The organism is Nostoc sp. (assembly GCF_036917655.1).
GTDB lineage: Bacteria > Cyanobacteriota > Cyanobacteriia > Cyanobacteriales > Nostocaceae > Nostoc.
Window position 1 is genome coordinate 189755 of sequence record NZ_JBALCY010000003.1, and the last position, 22853, is coordinate 212607.

Consider the following 22853-nt stretch of genomic DNA (forward strand, 5'->3'; position numbering starts at 1 on the left):
TAAGACTTATGCAAAGGCTTTATTGGCGATCGCATTTACACATATATCAAGGTGCCAGTGGAAATTATTACTTGCGAATAAAACAACCCCATCCCGCAAGCAAGATGAGGTTGCAAAGCTGTAACTACAGCATAATTCAGGATTCAGAGGTGAGAAGCAAAACGTTATAATCTTTGTGCCTGAATTACATTTCCTATAAGTCTAGAAAGATTTAGGTTTTTGCACTAAGTTTGATCTATGCAAGCTTTCATTTTTTCGGATACAGATCGTACATAGGGTTCTTTAAAAATGGAATTATGAATTCCAGAAATATCATGGATATCCACTCCCCCTAATGCCAATTCACCCCAACCCATTTTGGGATCAGCCTCCCGTTGTCCAACTACAAGATTATCTTCTGTTCGGAATACGGTTGCTCGACCTGAGTAAACTTGTAGAACATATTTTCTGAGCGCTAGTCTGGTGGCCTCTTCCACCATGAATTTCCGCTTGGAGTAAGATAAGGGGCGTCCTAAAATCAGGCAGAGTATCTCTTTGATATGACACTTAAGCCGCTCTATATTTCTTTTTACCTGCTCAATAACATAGTTAGATGCAATTGCTAAAAGACTCTTCCAATGGCGAGAGGTTAGTTTTTGCAATGGCAAAGATTCGCTTTTTATTGAACCGTAGGTATCAAATAAAACTAGCAAAGCTACTTTCTTACCTTGCATGACCAATTGCCGAGCCATCTCGTAAGCAATTATACCCCCAGAGGAGTATCCGCCAATCAAATAAGGCTCATGGGGCTGAATAGTCTGGATTTGTTGAATGTAGTGCGTTGCCATATCTTCAATCCGGGTACAAGGAAGCTGTTTTCCATCTAACCCTTGTGCTTCTAGTCCATAAAATGGTTGATCTGATCCTAAATGCAATGCCAATTTACGGAAACCTAGAACTTCTCCACCCAAAGCATGTACACAGAAAAAAGGAGGCTTAGAACCGTTGGGTTGAATAGCTACCAAAGATGACCAAGGAATTGATGTTTCAGACTTGACATCAGCTGTTGGCATGGCCGCAACCCCAGGTTTTGAGGATCTTTCTCGCTCAAGAATATTAGCTAATTGCTCAATAGTTGGGGCTTGCAAGAGGATAGATAGAGGTAGATTTTTGCCCGCTATCTTTTCAATCTGAGAAAACAGACGGACTGCCAGCAGTGAGTGTCCACCCAAATCAAAAAAGTTGTCTGTTATTCCAATCGGATGAATTCCTAAAACATTTTCCCAGATTTCTGTTAATTGAAGTTGTAATGGATTTTCTGCTGTAGCAAATGTTTTTTCTATTTTAGTATTTGTTGGATTAAGAGCAAGTAAGGCTTTGCGATCAACTTGACCATTAGCATTTAATGGCAGAGAATCTACTATGACAAATGCAGAAGGCAACAAATGCTCAGGCAGCTTTTGCTGGATAAAACTCCGCAGTTGCTCACTTCCAAAAGTCTCCCCTTGTTTGGGGACAAGATAAGCAACTAAACTTTTATCCCCCAGAACATCTTCTTTGGTAATCACCACAGTTTTTTGCACGCCTGGATATTGACCCAAAATTCTTTCAATTTCAGCCAACTCAATGCGAAAGCCGCGAATTTTTACCTGATTGTCTAGACGACCAAGAAACTCAATATTACCATCACTTAAGTAGCGTCCTAAGTCGCCACTTCTGTAAAGGTATGCCCCAGATTCGCTACTAAAGGGATTGGGGATAAATTTCTCAGATGTTAAGTTAGGACGGTTAAAGTAGCCTGGTGCAACAGCGATACTGCTGATGTAGATTTCGCCAGTAACGCCAATTGGTAGGGGTTGCGATCGCTGATCGAGAATGTAGATTTGGGTATTGGCGATCGCTTTTCCTATAGGAATTTCTGACCGCGTGTTACTGGCTTCAGTGGCAGTTTCCGGATCGTAAACCGTGGCGGTTAAAGTTGTTTCTAGTGATCCATAGGCATTAAGCCAGCGTACTTGCTTGCCAACTTTTTCTACCCAAGTTAAATAAGCATTGCGTGAGACTTTTTCACCACCAACCATGACTAACCGCAAAATCGCTGGCAAAGTTTGTAAAGACACAGATGGCTCTTTAACTAACTCATACCAAAAAGAAGTAGGTAGATTAACAACGCTAATCTCTTGTTGAGCAATGAATGGGAAAAACTGCGCCGTCGAGTTTTGTAGCTCTTGAGACTGGAGAATTGCGGTAGCACCAGTAATCCAAGTGGGGAAAAGTGATTCAATGAAAGAATCGCAACTGATGTTAGGTATGAGTAGTAGGCGATCGCTCTCGGTCAACTCCCAGGTGTCGCTGATTGCTAGGCTGTGGATGACAAGATTACGGTGGGTAATGGCTATACCGTTGGGTTTTCCATTGGAATCGGACACATACATCACACAGGCGAGAGTCTGATCTGTGGTATGATAACCTAGATTTTCAGTCGCGTGTACGGCGATCGCTTCCCAATCACTATCTAAACAGATAACTTGTGCCTGATGCTCAGAGAATTTCTCAGCCAATGAGCTTTGGGTTAACACTAAAGATATTTGGGCATCTTCTAAAATCAAAGCCAGACCATCTTGCCCAGATGTCGGAGCGATCGGTACGTAAGTTCCTCCTGCTTTCAAAATACCCAACAGCCCCACAATCATCTCTAGGGAAGGCTTTACATAAAGACCGACGAGTACCCCCGATTTTACCCCTAGAGTTTGCAAATATTGGGCTAGTTGATTTGCCCTCTGGTTGAGTTCCTGATAGGTTAGTTGCTGATTTTCAAAACTTACTGCAATATTATTTGGAGTTCGCTTGACTTGAGCCTCAAACCACTGATGGATACAAGTATTTTGGGGATAATCAGCCTGTTTGCCATTCCAGTCAATCAACAATTGATCTTGTTCAGGTGCTGTCAACAGGGGTAATTCGGCAATCACCTGATCGGGATTAGCAACAATACCTTCGAGTAAAGTTTTGAAGTGTCCCAACATCCGCTCTATGGTACTGGCATCAAACATTTCGGCATTATAATCAAATACCATGCCCAGACCATTATCCTGTTCCCGCAAGACTAATGTCAGATCGTATTTGGTTTTACCATGATAGATGTAGCCAAATAGAGAAGTGATAGTCAAATCAGGTAGTTGCACTGCTCCCATACCACGACCATTAGACCAAGGAGGATTGAGGGAGAATTTTACCTGAAACAGGGGCGAAGTATTGCGACTTCGTTGTTCTGGTCTAAGTTCTTCAATTAGCTTCTCAAAGGGTAAATCTTGATGGGTATAAGCTTGTAAGCAATCCTTACGCACTCGGTCTAACAATTCTCGGAAAGTTGGGTTCCCTGCAAAGTTACTCCGCAGTACAAGAGTATTAGAGAAAAATCCAATCAACCCCTCGGTTTCAACTTGTCCTCGACTTGCACTTGCAAAGCTAATAAGTAAGTCTTCTTGTCCAGAATAACGGTAGAGCAATAGCTCAAACACTGTCAGTAGAGTCATGAAGAGGGTGACACCCCATTTTTGACTCAGGTCTGTCAGAGCATGGTTCAGCGCTTTTGATAGCAGCAGGGCAGCGCGATCGCCTCGATATGTCTGCACACCATGAGGACGGGGACGATCGTAAGGTAACTCAATGATGGGTAAATTGCCTTCTAGCTTTTGCTTCCAGTAGTTTACCTGTGACTCTAAAACCTCTCCCTGGAGCCACTGATATTGCCAATTGGTAAAATCAGCATACTGCACAGTTAAGGGAGGTAAAGGAGAAGCCTTGCCCACCGACAATGCTTTATAGATGGTAGTGAAGTCTTGATAGAAAAGATCAGAAGAAGCGCCATCACAAACTATACAGTGCATATTCCAGATTAGCAGATGCTCGCGATCGCTCAACCGCAGCAGTAGCACCCGCAAAATCGGCCCCTTACCTAAATCAAAGGGTTGATGAGCTTCTTTAGTTGCCAGTGAGTGAGCTTCCGCTTCTCGTTTTTCATTTGGTACTTGCTGCAAGTCAATTATTGGCAGCGTCAAGAAAACATCGGTGGCGATGACTTGAGTGGGCTTGCCATTCACTGCGGGAAAAGTTGTCCGCAGAACTTCATGACGGCGGACGACTTCTCTCAAACTTTCCTCTAAGACAGCAACATTGAGATTCCCCGTAAAACGCACCACAACCGGCATATTATTTGAGGAACTATCAGGTTCAAACTGATGGAGGAACCATATCCGTTGCTGGCCAAAGGAAAGCGGCAAGTTGCCATTCCGTTCACAAGCGACAATTGGGGGAATCTGTGAATTGGCGGCTGTAGTAATTTGTCGAAGAAAGTTGATGATTTCGGCTTTTTGAGTTTTTAACTCGGTTAGCAATTCCGGCGTGAGACTATCTTTTGCCGCCCGATAGCGTAAGCTTTCGCCCTCTAGCCAAAGTTTGACATCACGGTGACGTAGCTCAGATAGTAGTTCATCTAATGTTTTCATAGCTCACCTTCCTCGTAATCATCAGCTGTTTCACTCTCAGCCGCCTGAACACCTTGGGTTGCCCAACGCAGAGTCTCCACTCGTTCAGCCAAATCTGCTACAGTTGGTAATTCAAATAAATTGGACATCAGGATTTCTACTTGTAAGGCTTGGCGCAGTCGAGAAACCACTTGAATTCCTAGTAGAGAATATCCGCCCAATTCAAAAAAGTTGTCGTAAATCCCAACCCGCTTGACATTCAAAACCTGCGTCCAGATATCTGCAATCTGCTGCTCAATGGGAGTGCGAGGCGCTACATAATCCTCCATCAGTTCTGGACGAGCAAAGTCGGGTATTGGTAGAGCCTTGCGATCGACTTTGCCATTAGGAGTAAGGGGTATAGCATCCAATGTCACAAAGGTAGCAGGCACCATATATTTTGGTAGCTTTTCCTTCAAGAACTTGCGTAATTGTGGAATTAGCTGATTATTCTCTGCCTGTTTATGCATGGGGATATTGGCATAATCACTCCACGACTGAGGTCTTACTTGATTAGCTGTTTCTGAATCAATTACAACTTGATTATTTAACTGCTTGATAATGTCGGCATCGCCTAAATTTTTGTCTTGTAAAGATTCTGATGAGGTATTTTTGAAACCTGATTCATCTAGGAAGTCCGACCTTTTATTCCAGCCTTGAATATGTTGATTACTGCTAACAGACTCCACTGGCGACTCAATTTTAGATGATGTTTTTGGAACTAGATAAGCGACTAAAGTTTTCTCATCTGGGATATCTTCTCGCACGAGAACGACGGCTTCTTTCACAGCAGGATGTTGAGCCATGACCGTTTCAATCTCACCCAATTCAATCCGAAAACCGCGAATTTTTAACTGATTGTCAATTCGTTGCAGATACTCAAGGTTGCCATCGGCGCGATAACGAACTAAGTCACCTGTTCTATAGAGTCGAGCATTAGGTTCTTGGCTGAATGAGTTACAGATAAACCTTTCTGTAGTTAACTCAGGTCGATTCAAATAACCCAGCGCTACACCTGCACCACCGATATAAAGTTCACCAGGAACTCCCACAGGTACGGGCTGCTGATAATCATCCAATAGGTAAATTTCAGTATTAGCAATGGGCTGACCAATCAGAGGGATTCCGTCTGCTTGAATCTGATAACAGGTAGACCAGATTGTTGTTTCGGTTGGGCCGTACATATTCCAAACACTGTGGACACGATTCACCAATTCTTTAGCTAAAGTCGGTGATAATGCTTCTCCACCGCACAGAATCTTGAGTTGTTTTGAACCTTGCCAGCCAGCCGCCAGCAGCAATCGCCAGGTTGCGGGAGTGGACTGCATGACTGTTGCTCCTGAATGGTTGAGAGTTTTGAGTAGTTTCTCCCCATCCATAGCCACCTCACGGCTGACTATCAGAGTAGTTGCGCCGACGATTAAGGGCAAGAATATTTCCAGAACAGCAATATCAAAGGAGAGAGTGGTGACAGATAGCAGAATATCTTGCTGAGTCAACCTTGGTTTGTCACGCATACTTCCCAAGAGATTGACAACATTTTGGTGAGAAACTTTTACTCCCTTGGGTGTTCCTGTGGAGCCGGAAGTGTAGATGACGTAAGCTAGATTCTCAGCAGTTGCTAGGTAAGTAAGTTTGTGAGTTGGATAATGGGCAATTTTTTCTGCATCTGTGTCCAAACAAACCATCTGCACCCGATTGTCTGGTAACAAATCAAGTAGATTGCCTTGGGTAAGTAACACGGACACTTCAGCATCATCAAGCATGAAAGTCAAGCGTTCTTTCGGATAGGTGGGGTCTAAGGGGACATAAGCACCACCTGCCTTGAGTACACCTAGCAGAGCGATCGCTATTTCTGTTGACCGTTCCAAGGAGATGCCAACTAGGACTCCAGGCTTCACTCCCAAGGTTTGGAGATAATGAGCAAGCTGATTGGCACGCTGGTCAAGTTCCAGATAAGTTAGTTGTTGATTTTGAAACACAACAGCGATCGCATCTGGAGTTTTCTCCACTTGAGTTTCAAACAGCTGGTGAATGCAGATATCTTGGGGATAAGCTGTTTGTGTATTGTTCCATTTTGCTAATAACTGTTGCTCAACTGCTGGCAAAATTGGCAATTTAGCAATACTTTGATTGGGGTTAGCAACTATGCCCAATAACAAAGTTTCAAACTCTGCCATCCGGCGGCGGATAGTGTCAGCGTCAAATAAATTAGTGTTGTACTGACATTCCAGGGTCAGTTTACCATGCAATTCCGTAGCATTGATAAACAGTTCAAAATTCTCGAATGCGCGTGGATTGGAGAAAAATTCTCCCTCTAACTCCAGAAATGGAAGTTGATTGCTATCTAAGGCTTGATCGACATTAAATATAATTGGTACTAAGGGAATGCGGCTAGAATCCCGTGGTAATACTAATTTTTTGACCAGACTACCAAAGGTAAATTGTTGATGGTCGTAAGCATCTAACACAGCCGATCGCCGCGATCGCAAGTAGTCGCTGAAAGATTTTTCGCCATTAATCTGGCTACGCAATGGTAGTAAATTTACACAGTGACCTACGAGATTATATTGGCCTAAAGCAGCTTGTCCGGCGGCTGGAATACCAACAACCAAGTCGTTTTGTCCTGTCAGACGGTGCAGCCAAACCTCAAATCCTCCCAGGATAGTAGTCATAAAGCTACAACCGAGTTTTGTCCCTAGTTGTTTGAGGTTGGCAACTAGTTCGGGACTTAAATGCCAATCTTCACGAGCAGCGTTAAAGGTTCTGAGTGGGGGACGAGGGCGATCGCTGGGGAAATCCACCACAGGTACGGAATCAGCGAATTGTTGCAACCAGTATTGTTCTGTGGCGATCGCTTCTGGACTATCCGCCTCTTCTTCCTGCAAAGTCGCATATTCACTTAAATTGTCTGGTTCTTCCAGTTCAGGAACAATTCCCTGTTGCAAGCCAGAATAAAGTTTACCCAAATCTGGCATTAGCACTGCCCAAGACCAACCATCACAAATAATATGATGGGCTGTCAAAAGAACTAGATGCTCCTGCGGCTGCAATTTGACAATTTTTGCCCGAAATAGGGGGCCATGTTCCAAATCAGAAGGTTGCTCTACTTCTTGTCGCAAGATCCTAGCTAATTTTTCCTGTTGTTCCTCTGGTTCCAGGCTAGAAATATCAATAATAGGGATTTCAATTTGCCGAGAAGCAACAATGCAGAGTGTATTACCATCCGTACTAAAAGTTGTCCGTAGTGCTTCATGACGTTGTACTAACTTTTCCACCGCAGACTGGAAAACTTTGACATCAAGTTTGCCTTTTAGTCGCAGAGATTGAGACTCGTTATAAGCACAATTGGCAGCATCCCCCATTTGCACAGAAGCCCAAATTTCTTTTTGTGATTCTGTGGCAGGGGCGGTTAAAAGTAATTCTCCATCTGCAAATGGATCAAAATCAACCGCAGTTAATCTGGATTGGAAATCTACAGGTGATAAGGTCATAAAACTCTATTATTTTCTTAGTTTATTCAATGTGGTTAAATTTAAATCTCTCTTGAAAAACTACTGACCTTCAATACATTTTTCACCAGATTATGGTTTTGGTGGGCAATGCCCACCAAAACCATAAAAATTATTTTGCTAGAGAATTGGTATCATCAACTTTTACTCACTGAGCCGTAAATAAAAACCGTAATAGTTATGTACAGATCGCTCAGGATGAAATGGAATATAACAGGTACGATTTAATTTCCAACTATCTATTAATTCATAGCCAATTGAAGTAAGAGAAGCGAGAAACTGAATTCGGTTCTGAATTTTATATGGACTGAAAGCATAGCCAATATTTTGCAATGTTATAAAAGATTCGCCTTCATAAAACGGTGTATGATTGATTAAGATATGCCTTGGCTTTACTTTAAGTTCTCCTAAAATATCAGCTAGTGATGCTTCTAGATATTGCAAAGTGCCAACCGTCAGAAGAATATCCATCCCCTCCGCCTTAGCAAAATCCCCTGCAAAGGACAAACCTGGACTGTCAATCTCTCTGGCCAACTTCTCTCCCGCGATAATTAGCTCTGGGAGTTCGCACACCAACCAGCGAAGATTACTAGGGTATTGGAGATACTTACGGCAAGCATAATAGCTGACACCTACATTACCGCCAAGGTCAAAAACGGTTGAACTATCATTGAAGGCTGACTTGAGCCAAAAGACCATTGGATAGTCAATAAGATCAAGCTTACCTAACTCGCGTCTAGTAGTTAACTGTGCTACTGAGGGATGATTGTGAATTTCCGGCTGGTTGTGGCTGATGCGAGAACCCGAAGGAAGGGCTTTCAAGGCTTCAGAATAGGTATTGAAAACCCCACGATATGATAGATGACGGAAAAAATACCAGTAGTAGTAATAGTAATCTGAAACAATAGGGATGTTTCTCACTATCTTCGTAACAAACTTCTGTATTTTATCTGCCATCCCTTGGGTAAATTTAATCGGATCAATGAGCTTTTTAAAACTGGAGTAGAAGTGCAAATCGTCAGCATCAGTGGTGCGATTAGAAGGTTTATCGGCTAATGACTTGATCGAATTCTGCTTATTCGTGGATGATTTAGTTAGTGACATATCGAAAAATTTAATCTTAATCTGGTGTATGCTTTGTTTTTAATAATTACGACAGACAATTATCGCTTTAGTGACCTCACTTTCTGTTTAAATTGCTTTAGCTTTCTCTCAATGGATTTGATTCTTAATACACCAGAGCGCAGGATTGTAAATTTACTTTTCGGCTGTCGATCAGAGAAAAGACCTAGAGCAAAGATTTTGATGCGGTCTCGCAGGGCAGATTTGCCTGGTGGAGTGGGTTCCAATCTCAGTCTGCGTAAATAGCTGTTGACTTGATATATTCTGGCTTTTAGATCGTAAGGTCGCAGATAAAAGAGGATACTCAAAGCTACAGAGACATTATTATCATTTTTAGCCCAATGGGGTGCCAGTATTGGATGATGGAGTCCCTTACCTGGTTGCAAATGGTAAATGCTCGCTTTACTCTGATTCTCTTTTCTATAATTTGCTACATTCAGGTCGCCGATGTAAAATTTTTCAATCTCCTCCTCGCTCAGTACAGAACGATCATTTTGATTGAAGAGGCTCATATCTTTTTCGCCCTGAATTTGAAACAGGAAATTCAACTCACTATCGATGTGGTAAGGTGTAATAGAATTTGGAGAACCAATAAAGATATAAGCACCTAGCCAGGTCATTTCCTTGCGAAGGGGTCTGCCTGTAAGAATTTCGAGTTCAGTTATGATCTGCTTGAGCAATGCAGCGTATTCTGGGTCTACTTGAACATCTTCAAGCATCACCCAAGAATCGGATTCTCCAATATGTGCGATCGCTTCCGTGATTTGATTGATTTTAGGTCGATGATCCCACTTTTGCTGAACAGGGACTTTGCTGATATAAGACTGGATTTTGTTCGTTCTTCCTTGACTCAAAATAGTATTTGCAAGCTCAACTAAGCGAGGGATCTCAAACAAAGGGTGTCCCGCAAGGTTATGCGAAAACATGAAGTGAGAAGAGTTGAAGTTTTCCTGGAAGTTTGAAGGATCGGTTTGAATGATTTGTTCAGGAAGCTTCAGATCGGACTTAATAGAACTAGGTTCAAGTAGATTATCAATTGACATACAAAACCTTGATCGATGAGTATTTACTATTTGCAAAAATTATTGATGCACACTATACTTTCTGTGCAATTGCTTTTTTAAAACACTTCAGTAAACACTGGCAACTTGTAGATATTTGCCGGGTCGCTCGGTATCGGGAATATACCAGGCGGGATTCCCTTGAGGATCTCGTCCTAATCTGGCATCAGGTTGTGGAGGACGATTACGTAGGCTGTTATTGGTAATTTCTGCTCCATTGCGATCGCTGTTTGTTACTTCTATAGACGGTGCAGATAAGAAGCCAGCAGACTGCATTTCGGCAATAGTCTCCTTAAAAGCTGCCATTACGAAAGCCAAATCGGCTTCGGAATGTGCTGTCGTCAAGAAGCAAGGACGATGATCCCAAGTATGCACTCCCTTATCCCGCAGCAAGTAAAATAGCAAATCTCCATAGGGAAACTCTGGTGCAGATTTCACCATGAACAGGGAGCCAAAATTATAAGCTGTAAACGGAGCCTGAACTTGCTGGAAATAGCCCATAAGTTCCGCGACAAACTTATCAGTTCTTGCATTGAGATTTTGCTGCAAGCTGGGGCCACAATCGAGCAAATGCTGAAGTACTGCTTTCGCGGCTGCTAGCGCTAAGGGATGGCGGACGAAGGTGCCGGCAAAGTAAGTCACACCAACCTCTGGAACGGAGTCATCCCCAAACTGCCAAAATCCACCATCTAAAGCATCCATATATTGCGATTTGCCAGCAATGACTCCAATCGGTAGTCCACCGCCCACAATCTTGCCGTAGGTTGCTATATCAGCTTTGATACCAAAATGCGCTTGAGCGCCACCTGGATGAATTCTGAATCCGGTAACGATTTCATCAAAAATCAGGGCAATACCAGCTTCCTCCGTAAAATCACGCAATTGCTGGAGGAATTCCTTGGGCTGGTATTCAGGGCGACGGCTTTGCACAGATTCAACCATCACTGCTGCTAACTCATCAGCCCGATTTTTGAGGATTTCTAGAGACTCAGGCGAATCATAGTCTAATACCAAAATGTTCTCTACCATTTCGGGTGGAATACCAGGAGCAGCAGGAATTGACCGGAGTTTTTTTGTACCCCGAACAATTACTTCATCTAAAATACCGTGATAAGCTCCAGAAAAGATGGCGATTAAGTTACGCCCTGTGATGGTGCGTGCCATCCGCATCGCTCCCAGAACTGCTTCTGAACCTGTGTTACAAAAAGCTGCTCGGTCAAAGTTGGTCAACTCACACATTAGCTTTGCCACTTCTCCAACTAAGGGAGTTTGCGGCCCAATTTCCATGCCGAGTTTTAGTTGTGCTTCAATTGCTTCGGTAATGAAAGGTGGCGACCAACCAAACAAATTTAAGCCAAACCCATTGCTTAAATCGACATATTCATTGCCATCAACATCCCAAAGTTTAGAACCTGATGAACGAGACACCACGATGGGGTAAACCATCTCTTTCATCGTCGGGTTAAACCCAGAAACAGTTCTTGGATCTGCCAGATAAGGGCGATGAGATTGAGTAAATTCTTTGGATTTTTTAGTCCGTTGTGTATATCTTTGGATAATTTTGTCTAGATGAGTCCGTTGTTGCGCTGTCAGAGTTTTAGTCTGGGTTTTTTCAATTCGAGCTGCTGCACCAAATGACTTTTTAGCGCCATTTGACTCCGTGTCTACCGATGCTTGTGATTCTTTGCTCGTTTGGGTAGCTGGGATAGATACAGCGTTTTGTGGTTTAACACCATTATTTTGAGATGTCGCCGCAGGTACAACTGGAATTGTTACAGATTGACTGTTGTTACCCAAAAGCGCCAATTGCTGAGTCATGATTTGTAGCTGCTGATTAATCACATTTTCTAGGAAACTAGATGCAGCAGGTTGGGGAGAAATCTGAGGTGCAGATCCATTTGGATGAACTTCATGCACTACCAAAGTGGGTGATGTGATTGCAGGTGCTGGTAATGGTGCTTCTGGAATGGATTCTGCAACGGTTTCTATTAATCCTAATGCGGATAAAGTTTCGGGAGACAAGGCTTGATTGATCAAGTCAGCCAGCATTACTAGATTCGGGCAAATTTCTAGTAACTGCCTAAGTGTTACCTTGACTTTAAATTTTTTCTTCAAAGCTAACCCGACTTGAGTTAGAGATAAAGAATCTAATCCCATTTCTAAAAATGTTGTCGAGTCGTCAACACTAGCAATTTCTAATCCTGAGGTTTCTTCGATAATTTCTTTTAGCAGATAAATTAGTTTTTGCTGAGGGGATGTTGTCATAGTTTGGGTCTTTTCTAATAACTGGGAATTTAAAAGTTTGGGAGTTGCTGTGCGATTGGGATGAGGTGGAGGATCAATCCAGAAGCGTTGGCGTTCAAAGGGATAAGTAGGTAGAGGAATTCGTTGTCGCGTTTCCCTTTGATAGAACTTGCTCCAGTCAATAGATACTCCTGCTAGCCACAGTTGTCCTACTGCCTTGAGTAATGCCGTCCATTCGGCTTCGTTCTCAGCGTTATCACCCAGAGAAGCGTAGGCTCTGCCCGCCGTAGGCATCGCTATCTGTTGTTTAATATCTTTTGCTTGTTGGCGGGCTAGGGTCGTAGTTGTGATTCGCGGCCCCACCTCTAGCAGTAGGCGTTCTGGCTGCTGCCATAGGGTTTGTACACCCTCCGCAAATCGCACAGTCTGACGCAGATGTGTAGCCCAATACATCGGATCAGTTGCTTGCTGGGCTGTAATCCAGTCGGCGGTAACTGTGGAAACGAAGGGAATTTGGGGAGGTAATAATTTAACTTTCCCAACTACCTCAGCAAAGGGGGCAATGATGCTATCCATCATTGGAGAGTGGAAAGCGTGGGAAGTGTGTAAATAGCGACAGACAACTTCCTCGCTTTCTAGTTGTTTTTGCAGAGCCGCGATCGCTTCTGTTGGCCCAGAAACTACACACAAGGATGGGCCATTAATTGCTGCGATCGCTAGTTCTGCACTCAATCGCGGCTCTACCTCTTTGGCTGGTAGGCGCACTGAGAGCATAGCGCCTTCCGGTAACTCCCACATGAAGCGACCGCGATTTGCAACCAATATCAGCGCATCTTCTAAGGTAAATACACCCGCAATACAGGCGGCGACAAATTCACCAATACTGTGACCAATCATGCCTTGGGGCTTGACTCCCCAACTTTGCCACAGTTGTGCTAAAGCATATTCAATGACAAACAATGCTGGTTGGGTAAAACAGGTTTGCCGCAGAGAGATAGCCGCAGTTTCGCGTAGGCGTAGCCCGCCGTAGGCATCGCCTCCTGCTGGATACATGATTTCTCGTAAATCCCTGCCCAGTAGGGGTTTAAGGATTTCAGCACATCGATCTACTACCTCCTGAAACACAGGTTCGCGGTTGTAGAGATTCAGCCCCATGTTCACATATTGCGACCCTTGTCCGGGGAACATGAAGACAACGGCTGGATTACGGATTTCTGTATGTTGGGTACTTACTTGATTGGGATCTAAAGATTGTAGGGCTGCGATCGCATCTGTGATGTCGTGACAAACTATGCTGCGTCGATAGTTGAAGGCTTTGCGCCCTCGCTGTAAAGTATAAGCTACATCAGCTAAGTTAATTTCGGCGTTGTATTGTAAATGTTGCTGTAAATTCTCTGTTGCAGCCTCTAAGGCTTTACTCGTTTTTGCTGAGAGTAATAATAGCTGCTGTGGGCGAGAAGCACCGGAACTTTGGATTTGTGGCGCTTCTTCTAGCACAATATGAGCATTAGTCCCGCCGACACCAAAAGAACTCACGCCGGCTCGTCGCGGAGTTTCACTTTCTGACCATTCAGCTAATTTGGTATTTACATAGAATGGGCTATTGGCAAAGTCAATCTTGGGGTTCGGAGCCTCAAAATTTAAACTAGGTGGAATCTTTTTATAATGTAGGGCGAGAGCGGTTTTAATTAACCCTGCGACCCCAGCCGCCGCAACTAAATGTCCGACATTGCCTTTAAGAGAGCCCATCGCACAAAATTGTTTAGCATCTGTATGCACACGAAATGCTTGCGTTAGCGCTTCAATTTCAATCGGGTCGCCTAAAGGTGTAGCTGTACCGTGAGCTTCAATATAAGAGATGGTTTCCGGGTGAAAATTGGCATAAGCTTGCGCCATTGCAATGGCCTGTGCTTGTCCATCGACACTGGGAGCCGTAAAGCTCACCTTGTCAGCGCCGTCATTATTGATACCAGAACCCCGAATTACAGCATAGATGCGATCGCCATCATTGAGTGCATCTTCTAAACGCTTGAGGACAACCACTCCTGCACCATTGTTGAACATTGTGCCCTGAGCGCTGGCATCAAAGGGACGACAATGCCCATCTCCAGACAGCATACTGCCTTCTTGAGCCATATAACCGCTATTTTGGGGTGTAGTCATAGATACACCACCAGCTAAAGCCATATCGCACTGATAGCTGCTTAAGGCTTGGCAAGCCTGAATGACTGCTACCAAAGAAGTAGAGCAAGCCGTATTAACACTGACAGCCGGGCCTTTGAGATTGAGCTTGTAAGCAGCACGGGTCGTCAAAAAGTCTTTTTCATTTGCTAGCATTGTCTGGAACTCGCCGATGCGATCGACAATTTCCATACGTCCAGAAATGTGGTTAGCAAAATAAGTATTTTGACCACAACCCGCGTACAAACCAATCAAACCATCGAAAGACTCTGATTCATAACCAGCATTTTCCAGGGCTTCATAAACCAACTCTAGGAAAACTCTGGCCTGCGGGTCCATAACCACAGCTTCCAGTGGATTAATGCCAAAGAAGGCAGCATCAAAGGTTTCTCCCCCAGCAATGATTCCTCTAGCTTTTACGTAGCTAGGATCTTTGCAAAGGTTCGGGTCAATACTAGGATCTAATTCCTCATCTTGAAAGAAAGTCGTTGATTCTAATCCCTCACACAGATTGCGCCAAAACTCATCGACATTTCCAGCGCCAGGAAATCTTCCTACCATGCCAATAATGGCAACACCATCAATAGGATCTTGGTTATCAGATGCTTGCATATTTACCATTGTTTAAACACCTTGTTGATGATTACGGCGACGAGTCCAAGCTGCTTGTTGGCGTTGGGCGCGATTTTGCAGCTTGTCAGAAGACGGTTGGGTGTTCTGGTTTGAATGCAAATAGTTTGCTAAACAGCCAATGGTTGAATACTGAAACAGCTTCACAGCAGGTAGCTCAATCCCAAGTTCCTGTCGCACCCGCACAGCAATTTGCAGAATTGAGATTGAAGTTCCTCCTAAATCAAAGAAATTATCATTAATCCCAACACGATCGATTTTGAGCAGTTCAGACAAAATACCTGCAAGCAGATGCTCTAAATCGGTTTGGGGAGCAATATATGCTTGTTCCAGTTGCGGACGTTCTCTGCTTGGTGCTGGCAATTTATGTCTATCTACTTTGCCATTTGCAGTTAAAGGCAGTGATTCTAACATCACAAATGCTGAGGGCATCATGTAATTAGGTAGTTGCTGCTGTAAAGAACTACGTAATTTATTGTGCGTATATCTACTGTTATAGTGAGGAACAATATAAGCTGTCAACTGTTTTTCACCTGTTTCATCCTGACGGGCTACAACGACAATTTCCCGAACGTCAGGATGTTGTGCAATCTCCCGCTCAATTTCCCCTAGTTCAATTCGGAAGCCGCGAATTTTTACCTGATTGTCAATCCTACCTAAGAACTCGATGTTGCCATCTGGAAGATAACGAGCTAAATCTCCAGTCTTGTAAAGACGCGTTGCTAAATTACTATCAAAGGAGTGAGAAATAAATTTTTCGGCAGTCAAATCGGGACGGTTTAAATAGCCTCTAGCTAATCCATCACCACCAATGTATAATTCGCCAACTTCTCCAATTGATACTGCTTGGAGGTTGTTATCTAATATATAAACTTGGGTATTAGCAATTGGACGACCAATAGGAATAGAGACACCTGGTTGCAGTGGCGCTGTTATAGTATAGCAACAGGTAAAAGTTGTATTCTCAGTTGGCCCATAACCATTAATTAGCTGACAATTCTCTATTCTTTGGAGAAACTTCTGCACATGGGGAACAGATAAGACATCGCCACCCGCTAAAAGTTGACGCAAGGATTTTAAAACATCAATTTTTTCATCCACGATGAGGTGGAATAAACCGGCTGTTAGCCAAAGAGTAGTAACTTGGTATTGCTGAATAATCTGTCCTAATTCTTCTAAAGATGGTGTATGAGGAGGGTAGATTATTAGTCGCCCACCGTTAAGTAAACAACCCCAAATTTCAAAAGTTGAAGCGTCGAAGGAAATAGGAGCAAGTTGCAGAATTACTTCTTCATCTGTGAGGTGGGCATAATTAGTTTCTTTGACTAACCTAACTACACCACGATGAATAACGCTAACACCTTTGGGTATACCTGTAGAACCTGAAGTATACATGACATAAGCTAAGTTATCAGCAGTGACGCTAGTGCTTAGGTTCTCTTTTTTATTTTGGGCGATACCTCCGGTGGGGTTTGGTAACGCATTCCAATCTGCATCTAGGCAAATTACAAATGCTGTATGAGTAGGTAATTTGGCAACTAGTTCTTTTTGAGTTAATAATACTGATACCTGAGTATCTGATAGCATGAAAGCTAAACGTTCTTGTGGATACCCTAGATCTAGGGGTACATAAGCTCCACCTGCTTTGAGGATAGCTAAAAGTGCTACAACCATTTCTAAGGAGCGCTCTATGCAGATTCCTACAAGAATTTCTGTTCCTACCCCTTGTGATTGCAGATGTTGTGCTAGTTGATTGGCACGACTATTCAAATCTCTATAGGTGAGATGCTGATTATTAAAGATTAATGCTACAGCATCAGGTGTTTTCTCTACTTGTGCTTCAAACAATTGATGAATACATGCTTGCTGGGGATTATCAGTTTGAGTATGATTCCACTCGAATAATAGCTGTTTTTCGGATTCTTTCAATATTGTTAAATTGTCTCGTTCTAAATTATTATTTGATAATAATAATTGCCAATCATTTGTCAGCAATGTTTTTTTATTTTGAGCTAATGAATCAGTTATAGTTTTCATATTTAATGACCGAAAAAAATATATATTTTTGCAAAACTTGTGGTTTTTAAGTAGTGCTGCATTTTTAAATAAACCAATTTATGGGTTAGCGATGCAGTTAATATCACTACTAACATATACAAAGCAAGAATGAGTAATTGCTGATAAATATTAAAGTTTGTTCCAAAATTCACATTAAAGATACTTTTGTATATTAAGGATAAATTCTAGTAAATCTTGAATATAAAAATACTCGATGATTATGGTTGCTGACTTTTGTTGTAAAATTGTTAGCATAAACATGAGTTAAAATAAAACCGCTTAAAATAAAGAAACAGTCAACACATAAATATCCATTAAATAAAAATTTAGTATATGAAGTTATACTCTTGCCTAAATTAGGTATAAAGTGACCAACATTTCTGGATGTATGACAATTAATCTAGCTGCAACACTATGCAAGAATGTTAAAGCTTTTATATGTTTAACCATTAGGATTTTTACTTGCAATTTATAGTGACGTTGTTAGCTTCTAATATAAATTAAAAGACTGATTTCACAACAAATTACGCCGCTATCTTACAATGTTTGTATGAAAGGGCACTGACCCTAAGATTTAGTCCTCTCATTCTGACCTATTTCCTCAAAATTGTAGTTATTTTCAATACATCTTCATTGAAAATTAAAACTTTAGAGATGGTTTGCAATGGGAGTATTAACCTATCCCCTCGATAATCCGGGGGGTCTGAGTTTTGGAAACTTTTCGACACCGACAGGAGTTATCAGCAGCTGGATAAACAAAAACGATTAACTGCTGCAAAAAGATCGGAGTTGCTGTTGGTATTGAAGCATCCTGAATAGACGAAAGCACAATAATCCGGCTGAGTTAGCTACCAGGACTATAGTGCAGCGACGCAATATTAGTTATGCTACTAAAACTACTGATGTTCTAAGGCTTGGGATACTTTTATCGGAAATTAAAGGGTTTAGTACCCCTACATCTAAACGCAGATCGGAGGCGAAGTGGCTCCGACTCTGCTCGGTTTTAGTCGGGGTTTAAATCCCCGGCTGTTCGCGTAGCGTGCCGTAGGCAAAATGTCTTTAATTTTGAATGCATGAATTTTGAATTTTAAATACTTTTATGTACTTTTATGTCTGTTGTTGCCACTACTCGTAAGTTGAGAATTAGTTTTTTTGAGTATGTGTGTGACCGCATTTCTGATGCTGGGAAAATTCCCTCTCTTGCGACTATTGTTTGCTAGAAATCTTTTCTTAATCACAACCGGAAGGTCGTGGCAACCAAAATAATGGGCTACCCCGAAGTATTGAAGGGATACATATTAACTGTGCGTTCGTTTGAGAGGACAAGAAGAATTAATACCTTGAGGGGCAAGGAAGACAGCGATTTTACCAGTAGATAAATAAGTAATGGAATCCCTTCGCAGGTAGCTTGAACTCCAGCGAAACTACAGTAGGGTGGGCATTACAATGCCCACCCCACAATAACGAACTATTTACTGTATGTAGTCTACGTAAGTGAAAACCGCTATTTCGATAGTTATTTAGACCACGCTGCACTAGGCGAATAGACTAAGCCACGACGCTAGCAGAGAAAACAAAGTCATTTGCAGTCAGGCTAGTTGAGGTAATTTGCAGTAATGAAACTAACTCTGTATTTCCGGTTTTGACGATAGTGTCACTACCCTGTTGCAATAGTGTTAAAGCACTAAACTGAGTCACACCAATACCGCCCAGCCCGATTTTATCAATGCCGATTGTAAAATCAGTAATAATATTCTTGCTAGCTGGCAGACTGGCGTTAGCAATCCAGAATTGGTCAGCACCAGCACCACCACTCAGACGATTACCACCCTGTTGACCAGCAAATAACACATCATCACCATCGCCTCCAAACAAGGAGTCATTCACACTGGAGAAGAGTTTGTCATCACCAGAACCACCGTAGAGACGGTTATTGCTACCGTTACTGGTGAGAGTGTCATTGCCGGAGCCACCGAAGGATAATTGACGAGAACCTTCAATTACTGTGAGGTTATCAGCGCCTGCTGCCCCAAATAGATTATTACTACCACTAGCTTCCACCACGGTAATAGCATCATCACCATTTCCACCATTGGCGCTGGTGTTTTGAGCCGGGCCGTTTTGACCAATAAATATCTGATCGTTACCGTCTCCCCCGGATACTGAAGAGTCACTGCCTACGAGTACAGTGTCATCACCTTTCCCAGTCACGATGGTGTTACCTTTAGTAGCTTCTACAAAATCTGCTCCGTCACCTGTGAATAAGGTTTGGTTTGACTTAAGGGTGACATCATCACTATCTGTAGAACCAAATTTGACATCTAATGTTGTTAGTCCATCGGTGCGACCAGGAAACCCTGCTGCTGTAAAGTACTGAGTATTGCCTACACTCTGAGCATTTAGAATTGTTGTTTGACCATTAGCAGCTTTTTCTGAGGTCAAAGTCCCTTTTGTGAAGGAGACTGAATCAGGCCCTCCCACCAATGCTTCTGTGATGGCACGACCTTTCAAATCGCCATTACTGGGAATGTCCAAACCCAGAATATGAGCAAGTGTAGGCGTTACATCAGCATTGCTGACGGGTGCATAGTCCACATAGCCTTGTTTAAAGTCAGGGCCAACAGCCTCCATATTATTGAAGGTATCACCTCGACCAAAGCTGCCATGCATTCCCTGCCCTTGCTGCAAAGTTGTGTCAGCAATCTCTACCTGAGCTTGAGGGTTGTTTGGGTTATTTGGGTCTGTGCTAAAGGTTTTAAAGTTGATCACAATAGATGGAACAGGTGTTTGAGCATCACCTTTTAGCCCGATCGCACTCAGTGGTAAAGCACCTGGAATGGTTCCATAAGCGTCGTCTACGAAAATACCACTGATGTAGTCCTTTTGCGAGAGCAAATTCACTACCTGTTTAGCTAGGTCAGCATTGCCATTAGGTAGATAAATCAGGTCAGAACCACCATTCGCAGCTACAACTACCTTTGTAGCTGGGTCGATTTGGCCATTAATTACCTGACCTGTACCACCAATTACACCATTGCCAGAAATAGGACGTTGACCTTGTGTGGCATCAACAGTCGCATACTGGATGTGGTTGAGGTCTGGGGGGAGAGTCGTAGGGTTAGGATCGTATAGGGGTAGACCTAGATCATGAGCCAAATCAATCGCCACAAAGCCTGCTGGTAGAAATCCCGGATTTACGCCCGCGTATGTTTGGGTGGCAGCATAACTTGTAGTTTTTGTGCCTTGGCTATCAATAACTTGTTTGCTGATGGTAGAAAAACCGTGGTCGGAAGTAATAAAGACATCAGTAGTCTTGTCTAAGCCTGTACTCTTGAGATAGCCAAGAAGTTGCTTTAAATTATCATCAGCATCTTTGACCCCAGCTTTTGAAGTAGTACCATTGATACCTGGTGTCAAGGTGTTTAAGCTATCACCCTGATTGTGTTGACTACCATCGGGATCTCTTGACCAGTAAACCAATGCGAATGGTTTACCTTCTTCCTGAAACTTGGGTAAAATGACTTTGGTTGTGGCATCTGCAAAGTATTGTTGTTGAGCCACATTAGCATTCAGCGTGCCAGGAGTTGTATTGTTACCAGCTGGCTGGACTCGCAGTGTCGGTTTTACATCTAAACCAGCGGCTTGTAAGCGATTGACAATATCTGGATCAAGTGGAACAGCAGAAGGTGAACCAGCGGCTGTAGTCGGCGGTGTTGCACCATTCGTACTGTCATCAATAATTATTGTATCGGGAGTAGGAATAGTACCCGTAGTACCACCTTCTCGGTTAACTTGTGTAACATCTTGGATGGCAACGGGCCCTAATTTACCAACTGCTGCTGTGTTGAAACCCTGCGATCGCGCATAAGCTAGGAGTGACTCCTCATCTAAAAAGTTGTTACCGGGAAACTTTTCATCGATATCCCCCAGAACAGCATCATTTTCAATGAATGGTGTCACAGTCCCATTGGCATTAGGACTAGGAAAACCAGTGTAGATAGTGTTACTAAAGTCACCTGTATCACCAAGATAATGCCCCGTTGCGATCGCAGAAGCATTCGGGGTGGTAAATGTCGGAAACAGCGAATGACTATTGGCAAAACTAACTCCCTGCTGACGGATGCTATATAAAGTTGGGGTATCGATGGGGTTTACAGAACCGTTACGCAATCCATCCGCAACAAAAATAATGACATTTCTACCGTTACCGTTTGTATCAGCCATACCGACTACTCCTTAAGTATTGTGAGCTACGATTAATCGCAGCAATTGTATGTATATAGACTGAGGGATTAATTACACTTACACCTAAGCAAAAATTGTTGGCTACAGAAACCTAAGTAAGTAGTATTTGGCGACAAAATGCTTAGTGTCCACACAAATTAGTGCAGACAATTAAATGAATGTAACTTTGGTCACTGTCTCAAAAGATAGTTGCTCAATGTTTAAGGAAAGTTATAAACAAGTTAAGATTTGGGACAAAAAGTAGAAGGCTCTTTAAAAACCAAATTACTCATAGATATAAAAAATGAGGGAGTATCCCTCCCCCGTATTAGCAAAATCGCTACAGCTTAACTAATTTTGAATGTTGAATCTAAGCTGTAATCATCTTTCGGCTAAACGACACTAGCAGAAAAAACGAAATCATTTGCTGTGAGGCTAATTGATGTTATTCCCAGCAATGAAACTAACTCTCTATTTCCGGTTTTCACGATGGTGTCACTACCCTGTTGCAACAGTGTTAAAGCACTAAATTGAGTCACACCAATACCGCCCAGCCCAATTTTATCAATCCCGATTGTAAAGTCAGTAATAATATTCTTGCTAGCTGGCAGACTGGCGTTAGCAATCCAGAACCGGTCAGCACCACCACCAGGTATCAGCAGGTAAGGAGGTAAAGCCTACTAACTTAATAGCCATAATTAGAATGTTTGTTGGGTATTTGGATTTAATTGCATCACAAGTTATTCAAGTTCTCTCATCACATTCATTATGGGAAAAATAAATCATCTTCTCACACTAGAAAACGGAATTAAGGGGAAATTTCAGAATTACAAAATGTAGTTTGGGCAAGTTCGTTAAGTCCGATTCCGGCATTAACACTGAGAATACATTTATAAAAAACGTATTTTTTCAGAGTTATCGAAAGCTTGAGAAATGAATCTGTGTTAGTGAGTAATGAGTGGAGAACACTTAGATTACGAATTTAAATCTGTCGATAGGAGTTATGAGATAACTTAGCTGGCACTAAAGATGTTTTCATGAAAAGATTAAGAGAAGAATAAGTGAAGCAAAAGAAATGATTAAAATACACTTAAGCCAAAAAACAATATTTATTAAAGTTTAGAAAAATTAAATAAAAAACCAATAAGTTAAATATCTCTAGTTTTGCTACCAAACTATTTTTGATAATTATGAAGAGAGAAAACTTGATTTTTTCAGTTGGATTTTGCTAGCGATCGCATCAAATTTATTCTCATATCATGTCCGGGTAATTCGTTGTGATTCCCATAGTTATTGCACCCCACACGCCAGATGCT

General features: G+C 42.4%; 7 protein-coding genes and 1 pseudogene. All 8 read right to left on the reverse strand.

Annotated elements, in window-relative coordinates; translation table 11 throughout:
* Positions 1 to 224 precede the first annotated feature (224 nt).
* Positions 225 to 4487, reverse strand: coding sequence for a non-ribosomal peptide synthetase (locus V7K30_RS02340; protein ID WP_334996722.1), 4263 nt, complete (start codon positions 4485 to 4487; stop codon positions 225 to 227).
* Positions 4484 to 7999, reverse strand: a complete 3516-nt coding sequence (locus V7K30_RS02345) for a non-ribosomal peptide synthetase (protein ID WP_334996724.1) — start codon at positions 7997 to 7999, stop codon at positions 4484 to 4486. The genes V7K30_RS02340 and V7K30_RS02345 overlap by 4 nt, the downstream gene beginning before the upstream one ends.
* A gap of 162 nt (positions 8000 to 8161) precedes the next feature.
* Positions 8162 to 9121, reverse strand: a complete 960-nt coding sequence (locus V7K30_RS02350; RefSeq protein WP_334996726.1) for a TIGR04325 family methyltransferase — start codon at positions 9119 to 9121, stop codon at positions 8162 to 8164.
* A 59-nt stretch (positions 9122 to 9180) separates the two neighbouring features.
* Positions 9181 to 10182, reverse strand: coding sequence for a cupin-like domain-containing protein (locus tag V7K30_RS02355; RefSeq protein ID WP_334996727.1), 1002 nt, complete (start codon positions 10180 to 10182; stop codon positions 9181 to 9183).
* Between the two features lie 87 nt (positions 10183 to 10269).
* Positions 10270 to 15246: an aminotransferase class III-fold pyridoxal phosphate-dependent enzyme gene (locus V7K30_RS02360; RefSeq protein ID WP_334996729.1), complete on the reverse strand. Its 4977-nt coding sequence runs from the start codon at positions 15244 to 15246 to the stop codon at positions 10270 to 10272.
* A 3-nt stretch (positions 15247 to 15249) separates the two neighbouring features.
* Positions 15250 to 17292, reverse strand: a complete 2043-nt coding sequence (locus tag V7K30_RS02365) for a non-ribosomal peptide synthetase (RefSeq protein ID WP_334996731.1) — start codon at positions 17290 to 17292, stop codon at positions 15250 to 15252.
* A 1569-nt stretch (positions 17293 to 18861) separates the two neighbouring features.
* Positions 18862 to 21537 (reverse strand): alkaline phosphatase family protein, encoded by a 2676-nt coding sequence (locus V7K30_RS02370; RefSeq protein WP_334996733.1) that lies wholly within the window; start codon positions 21535 to 21537, stop codon positions 18862 to 18864.
* Positions 21538 to 21929: 392 nt separating this feature from the next.
* Positions 21930 to 22196, reverse strand: a pseudogene (locus tag V7K30_RS34165) (hypothetical protein); the annotation flags it as partial.
* Positions 22197 to 22853 lie beyond the last annotated feature (657 nt).

Bases quoted from the DNA above. Each gene is read 5' to 3' on its own strand.
- V7K30_RS02340 (WP_334996722.1), bottom strand. From the start codon at position 4,487: ATGAAAACATTAGATGAACTACTATCTGAGCTACGTCACCGTGATGTC.
- V7K30_RS02345 (WP_334996724.1), bottom strand. From the start codon at position 7,999: ATGACCTTATCACCTGTAGATTTCCAATCCAGATTAACTGCGGTTGAT.
- V7K30_RS02350 (WP_334996726.1), bottom strand. From the start codon at position 9,121: ATGTCACTAACTAAATCATCCACGAATAAGCAGAATTCGATCAAGTCA.
- V7K30_RS02355 (WP_334996727.1), bottom strand. From the start codon at position 10,182: ATGTCAATTGATAATCTACTTGAACCTAGTTCTATTAAGTCCGATCTG.
- V7K30_RS02360 (WP_334996729.1), bottom strand. From the start codon at position 15,246: ATGGTAAATATGCAAGCATCTGATAACCAAGATCCTATTGATGGTGTT.
- V7K30_RS02365 (WP_334996731.1), bottom strand. From the start codon at position 17,292: ATGAAAACTATAACTGATTCATTAGCTCAAAATAAAAAAACATTGCTG.
- V7K30_RS02370 (WP_334996733.1), bottom strand. From the start codon at position 21,537: ATGGCTGATACAAACGGTAACGGTAGAAATGTCATTATTTTTGTTGCG.